This is a genomic window from Streptomyces sp. SID3343, assembly GCF_009865215.1.
GTDB lineage: Bacteria > Actinomycetota > Actinomycetes > Streptomycetales > Streptomycetaceae > Embleya.
Genome location: NZ_WWJX01000141.1, coordinates 44,710 through 50,709, shown reverse-complemented (window position 1 = coordinate 50,709; position 6,000 = coordinate 44,710). Strand labels below are relative to the sequence as shown.

Below are 6,000 nucleotides of genomic sequence, written 5' to 3'. Positions count from 1 at the left end.
ACCCGAGCCCCACCAAGGGCACCCCACCCCAACAGGGCACAATCAACGCCATGGCCAGACGCAAGGACCAACAAGGCCGCCGAGCCCAGATCGCCGCGGCAACCGAACGCGCCGTCCTCAGCCGCGGCCTCGCCGACCTGCGCCTCCGCGACATCGCCGACGAGGCGGGCCTGACCTCGGGCGCCGTCCTGTACTACTACGACGCGGTCGACGACCTCCTCCAGGAGACCTACCGCAACGCGATCGACCGCTTCTGCCGCCAACGCGAAGAAGCCGTCGACCTCCTCACCGACGCCCGCGACCGCCTACGCACCGTCATCTCCTCGGGCGTCGCCACCGGCCCGGAGGACACCCTCCCCCGCCTTCTCTTCGAATTCTGGCCCATGAGCCTGCGCGACCCCCGCGTAGCAGCCCTGGACAACACCCTCGGCGAACGCCAAATCGCCGTCTACTACGGCGTCTTCGTCCTCGGCCAAGCCCAAGGCCACTTCCACCTGACCGACAACGCCCGCCTCCTGGCCGAAAACTTCGTAGCCCTGGAAGACGGCCGCCAAATGGACGTCCTCTCCGGCCGCCTCACCCGCACCCAAGTCCTACACGCCCTCCACAGCCAAGCCACCTCCGTAACGGGCTGCCCCGTACCCCCCGACCCCACCGGGTAAGCCCTCACCTGGATGTTTGATATGGTTCTCCACGTCGCCGCAGCGCAAAAACGCGGTCGACCACCCAGTCCGGGTGGCGGAATTGGCAGACGCGCTAGCTTGAGGTGCTAGTGCCCGAAAGGGCTTGGGGGTTCAAGTCCCCCCTCGGACACCAAAACGGTCATGTTTGAACCCCGGTCCCGGTTGGGTCCGGGGTTTGTCGTATCGGCGGGAAGTGGGCCGTTCGGACCCTCTATGGCGCCCCTAGGCCGCCCTGGTTCCAGATTGGCGCGTTGCGCGCCAGTGGGTCGCCCGCACCCCTTGGCGGAACGCGCGCGGGTTTCGATCTTCGTCTCTTCGCGTCCTTCGGCTCTGCCGGCCCTGCCGGAAGGTCGGAGGCGAGAAGGTGGGCGAAGCCTTCGGTGAGGTCTGCGCCCTGCACTTGGTCGTCCATGATCCAGAGGCGGGCGAAGAAGGCTTGGTTGAGCTGTCGGCGGACGTCGGGCGGAGCGCCGAGGTACAGCCGATGCGCGTTGGCGCAGAGCAGTAGCGCCTCCTCGACCACCTTCATGACAGCCTCGATCTCGGTCGAGCACTGGTCGATGACCTGCTGTGCTTGGGCAAGCTCGCGGGTGATGCGTTCCTGCTCAGACTTCGGATGTTCGAGCGAGATGGCGTCGGCGTAGCGCATCTCGATCAGCTTGAGCTGTTCGTTCTGCAATGTCTTCCGGCGCTTCTCCCGTCGGTCGAGTTCGGCTCGGTTGATGTGCTGTCGGCCGACGAGCGCGGCCATGACCTGCTCGCGGATGGCCGCGATGCGGGTTTCGGTGAGCTGGGCGCGGGACCAGTAGTCCGCGACGGCCACCTCGACGTCAGCGATCAGGATCGTTGACCGGGTGCAGTCCTTCCTCTTGGCGCGGCCGAGGCAGTAGAAGTACAGGTAGATCGTGCCCCAGCGATTACGTGCGTTCGTGACACCGAACCGACCACGGCACCGACCGCAGAAGATCGAGCCCTTGAGGTGGTGCGGGTGCTTCTGGACCTTCTCCCGCGCCGCAGCGCGAGCGGTCCGAACGGCTTGTACCTGCTCGAAGGTCACAGTGTCGATGAGCGCCGGATGCCGGTCGTCGTACCAGACGCCCTCGTACCCGACGAAGCCGGTGTGGTAGCGATTGACGAGCATCTTGTCGATGTGCTGGTAGCACAACGGGCGTTCCGAGAGCTTCTTCGTGGCCAGGATGCGCAGCTCTCGACGGTTGAGCTCGTCGGTGAGCCGGCGCATAGTCCAAGCTCCGGTGGCGTATGCGCTGAACGTCCACTGGATGAGCGGTGCTCGCTCGGGATCGACGGCGACAGTACGAATCTCGCGCCAGTCGATGCGTTCACGGGACGTTGCGGTAGCCGAGAGGCGCGTGGCCCGGCGTACCGCCGGACTTGACCTTCTGCCGCATACCCTTCTTGGCCTCTGAGGCCAGGTTGGCGGAGTAAAACTCGGCGATGCCGGCCATGATCCCGTGCAGGAGCTTGCCCGAGGGTGTCTTGTCGATGTTCAAGAGACTAACTGTGCTTCGGCCTTGCGTACGGCCATGTAGATCAGCACGTCGTCTTCACAGTTGCGGGCGAGCCGGTCAATCTTGTCCACGATGAGGTAGCTGATGGCACCCAGTTCACCGATGAAGCCGAGCATCGCTTGCAGTCCGGGACGGTCGGCGGTCTTGGCAGAGGGGTCGAGGAGTATGCGCATAGTGTCGCCTCTCGATATAGGAAGGGGGCGCATTCGCTCGTCCGGAGGGCCGCGTTCGCTGCGCTTATGTAGGCGCTTCATGCCACAAGCTTTAGGTCAGAATCTACGAGGGCAATATTGACGGCTACACACTCGTTTGAGCGACGGGGCATTCCGATCCGAGCGCGGCTGAGCGCCCTATGCCTCAACTAAGGGCTTGCAGATGATTAACGTGTTGCTTCCTGCTCCGAGGCTCGTTGATCTGGTATGGGCATATCAGAGGGGACGCGATCTCAACTCGCGGGAAAATTTTCGGTGTTGCTCCCACACCTGGACGAGCGGCAACGTCGTCTGGCGATAGGGGCGGAAGCCCGGACCCTGGGACATGGCGGGATTCGGGCGGTGGCCCGGGCGGCGGGCGCCAGCGAGGCGACCGTTTCGAAAGGTGGGGCCGAGTTGGAGTCGGGCGGGACTCCGTTGGGGCGGGTGCGCCGCGCGGACGGAGGCCGCAAGCGGGTGGTCGATCCGGACCCGGGTGTGCGGTCGGCGCTGTTGACGCTGGTGGAGCCGGATGTGCGGGGTGATCCGATGTCGCCGTTGCGGTGGACGACGAAGTCCACCCGCCGGCTGGCCGCCGCGCTCACCGGGCAGGGCCACCGGATATCGGCCGACACCGTCGCAGACCTGCTGCGGGAGTAGGGCTTCAGCCTGCAGGGCAACGTCAAGACCCTGGAAGGGAAGCAGCGCCCGGACCGGGACGAACAGTTCCGGTACCTCAACGAGCAGGCCCGCGGGCACCGGGACGCCGACCAGCCGGTGATCAGCGTGGACACCAAGAAGAGGGAACTCGTCGGCGAAATTCAAGAACAGTGGCCGGGAGTGGCAGCCCGCAGGCAAGCCGGTGAAGGTCTGCTCGGCAAGGTTGTTCCGTACGGGATCCACGACGTCGCGACCAATGCCGGCTGGGTGAACGTGGGCTGTGACCGCGACACCGCCGCGTTCGCGGTCGCCTCGATCCGCCGCTGGTGGCACGGCCGGGGCCGGGACACCCACCCGGCCGCGACGAAGCTGCTGATCACCGCCGACGCCGGTGGCTCCAACGGCTATCGGACCCGAGCCTGGAAGATCGAAGTGGCAGCCCTGGCCGCCGAGACCGGGCTGACGATCACCGTATGCCACCTGCCGCCGGGCACCTCGAAGTGGAACAAGCGGCTGTTCTCCCACATCACCATGAACTGGCGCGGCCGCCCGCTGACCAGCCACGATGTCATCGTGCGGACCATCGCCGCGACCACCAGCCGCGGCGGCCTCACCGTCCACGCCGAACTTGACACCGGCACATATCCGACCGGCGTCAAAATCGGCGACGCCGACATGGCCGCATTGCCCCTGACCCGACACACCTTCCACGGCGACTGGAACTGGCGGGCGCCGCCACCACGGCCGGGGATGAACTCCCGGCTGCGGAATGGGACCGGAACGCCTTGTCCAATCCCGCACTGACCGGAACGCCCCGGTCTCAACTGGACATTCTGACTGCCGAACCGGCCGCCCTTCACGACATGCATCCCGGCACCGGGATGGGCCCCGCCCGCCCAAACTCCCCTTCCCCGACCAGGTCCTGGCCGCCGTGCTCCACGTGCGGCTCGGTCTTCCCGCGGAACCCCTCGCCGTGCTGTTCGGCAGCAGCCGAGCCGCCGTGCACCGCACCTTCCACAAGATCAGGAAATCGCTCGACCGACACGGGACCGCCATCCCATCCGCAACAGCCCCACCCGCCGAACTGGCCCACCTCCACGATCGCGTACTCGCGCAGGCAGCCAATCCGAATGAAGATCAAACCGGCGTGTTAATCATCTGCAAGCCCTTAGGAGGCCGGTAGTCGTCCTGTGTGATCCGCTTGAGGACGTCTTCGCCGTGCCGAGAAATACCCAGCAACCTTCTCGGTGCCTTGCCGTGGACTCGGGAGACTACCCAATGGGCAACCTCCCACCTTCCGCCCCAAATCTATCCACCACCAGGAAGGCCTTGCCTAGCTCGTTGAGCGTCAGTTCAAGCCGGTAGAAGTCGACCTCGCCGCCACCATTTCGGTACGGCCGAATACGTTCCGTATCCAGACCCCGTTTCCATTCCTCGAACGGCACTTCTGCGAAGGGCTCGTACTCGTCGGCCCAAATACAGCAGTCTGCTCTGTACTGGAGATACTCTGTCCCGTCGTACGTCTCCGGGTGCACGTGGGCGTCAGCCCACGCGAACAGCTTCGGCACCACCTCGGCGTAGCCGGCGAAGCCGAGGAACACGCCCCAACTGGCCAACTTCTCGAGTTCCTTGCCGTCTTCGGTATCTACACCCAGTGAGATGTCGCCTCGCCCTGAACTCTTGTTGACCCACTCCTCCATTTCCACCACCAATCGCTTGCCGCCGGCCAGCAGCTCCATCCAGGGCTTGGCCAGCTGTAGTTCACGGATACGCAGCTCGTATGGGTCGCCCTCGGCAGCCTTCCGCAGGGTCTTTCGGGCACTCGCATCCAGCATCTGGGCTTCCGGCACAAGCAGCTTCCAGCCGCCCTTGGACGTCTCTTGGAGCGTCTGGCGATTCACCAACTGCCAGTGGCAGCGCTGAGTCTCCGGGTGGTACAGCACCACGGCCACCGGCAAAGAGTGGTTGAGCCAGTAAGCCACGTGTTCGGCGTCCGGCCGGAACCACCAGCCGCCTGGCCCGGTGTCCTTGAACCAGCTCGCGCCGCTCTTGATCTGCAGCGCCAGCAGCCGACCACGGACGTCCTCGCCGTCGACAACCTCGGCATGCGCGTCAATGCCGTAGTCCTCGGTGGGCTGCTCGCGGAACAGCCACTCCAGCTCGTCCTCGACGGCGAGCTTGGTGCGGGTCACCCCGATAGTGGCGACCTTGGCGGAGAATTTACGACGCATAACGGCTCCATCTTCCGCTGGGTTGGCTCGGCAGCCGTTTGCACCAGAAGCTGCCATCATCGTCCTCAATCTCGGGCTCCTCACCCGGGTGCCTCGTATAGCTCTGAGATGCCTTCTACGTTGCTCGCGGCCCCCTGCAATGGGCGCCATCCGGCTCGGTGTGGATCAGGTAGGCCATGGGCACTCGCACGCCGCCCCAAAGGCGTAGAACCGATCGTGCTTCGCCTCGCCGACGAGTGCGGCAGGGTAGTACACGACGGGCTTGCCGCAGATCGTCGGCAGCTCGACCACGCCACCTGCATCCAGGCTCGGCGTCAGCTCAGTCGCCGGCTGCCAGGGTTGCAGCTCGATGTGCTGCTCGGTCGAGCGGAAGTCCTTGCCCTCGGCGAAGTCCAGGAACCCGTCATCGTGTAGGGGCGTCCCGCTCGGCCAGGTGACTGGCCCCTCTGGCGGCCAGAACTGAAGCAGCCGAATGGACACGCGGACCTTGAGGCTTGGTGTCGTTAACCGCACTCCATACAGCACAAGCTGCCCGAGCACGACGGTCATGGCATAGCCCTTCGGCTGGTCAGGTTCAGGCAGAGCATCGATGCATACCGCCAGCGGCGTCACCCGCACGACCAGCCGCGCACGCCTTCGTACGCCCGATCCAGAACCGGCTGGCGGAAGGCGGGCGAGCCTCGTAGCGCAGGACATACAGCTCTCG

The 6,000-nt window shown here is 65.3% G+C and carries 5 protein-coding genes, 1 tRNA gene and 2 pseudogenes; 4 read left to right on the top strand and 4 right to left on the bottom strand.

Features of this window, described 5'->3' with window-relative positions:
* Together GT354_RS04670 and GT354_RS04665 are read left to right on the top strand one after the other, a co-directional pair.
* The coding region (locus GT354_RS04670; RefSeq protein WP_346011847.1) for a TetR family transcriptional regulator C-terminal domain-containing protein at window positions 1-662 on the top strand (662 nt) is incomplete at its 5' end.
* A 67-nt stretch (window positions 663-729) separates the two neighbouring features.
* Window positions 730-816: transfer RNA gene (locus GT354_RS04665), tRNA-Leu, on the top strand.
* A gap of 78 nt (window positions 817-894) precedes the next feature.
* On the opposite strand, the gene GT354_RS04660 is transcribed toward GT354_RS04665, so the two are convergent.
* The gene (locus GT354_RS04660; RefSeq protein ID WP_346011849.1) at window positions 895-2,004 is read right to left on the bottom strand and encodes a recombinase family protein; all 1,110 of its coding nucleotides are present in this window, start codon (window positions 2,002-2,004) and stop codon (window positions 895-897) included.
* A 19-nt stretch (window positions 2,005-2,023) separates the two neighbouring features.
* Window positions 2,024-2,328: pseudogene (locus GT354_RS56340) on the bottom strand (recombinase family protein).
* A 303-nt stretch (window positions 2,329-2,631) separates the two neighbouring features.
* On the opposite strand from GT354_RS56340, the pseudogene GT354_RS04645 reads away from it, so the two are divergent.
* Both GT354_RS04645 and GT354_RS53460 read left to right on the top strand, forming a co-directional pair.
* A pseudogene (locus GT354_RS04645) lies at window positions 2,632-3,789 on the top strand (ISAzo13 family transposase); the annotation flags it as partial.
* A 43-nt stretch (window positions 3,790-3,832) separates the two neighbouring features.
* A complete protein-coding gene (locus GT354_RS53460) occupies window positions 3,833-4,246 on the top strand; it encodes a transposase family protein (RefSeq protein ID WP_237534367.1) in 414 nt (137 codons plus the stop codon).
* An 88-nt stretch (window positions 4,247-4,334) separates the two neighbouring features.
* Here the strand turns inward: GT354_RS53460 and GT354_RS04640 are convergent, their stop codons facing one another.
* Window positions 4,335-5,294 (bottom strand): DUF4365 domain-containing protein, encoded by a 960-nt coding sequence (locus GT354_RS04640; protein ID WP_161354873.1) that lies wholly within the window; start codon window positions 5,292-5,294, stop codon window positions 4,335-4,337.
* 165 nt (window positions 5,295-5,459) lie between these two features.
* Window positions 5,460-5,906, bottom strand: coding sequence for a hypothetical protein (locus GT354_RS52460; protein ID WP_202511510.1), 447 nt, complete (start codon window positions 5,904-5,906; stop codon window positions 5,460-5,462).
* Between the last annotated feature and the right edge of the window lie 94 nt (window positions 5,907-6,000).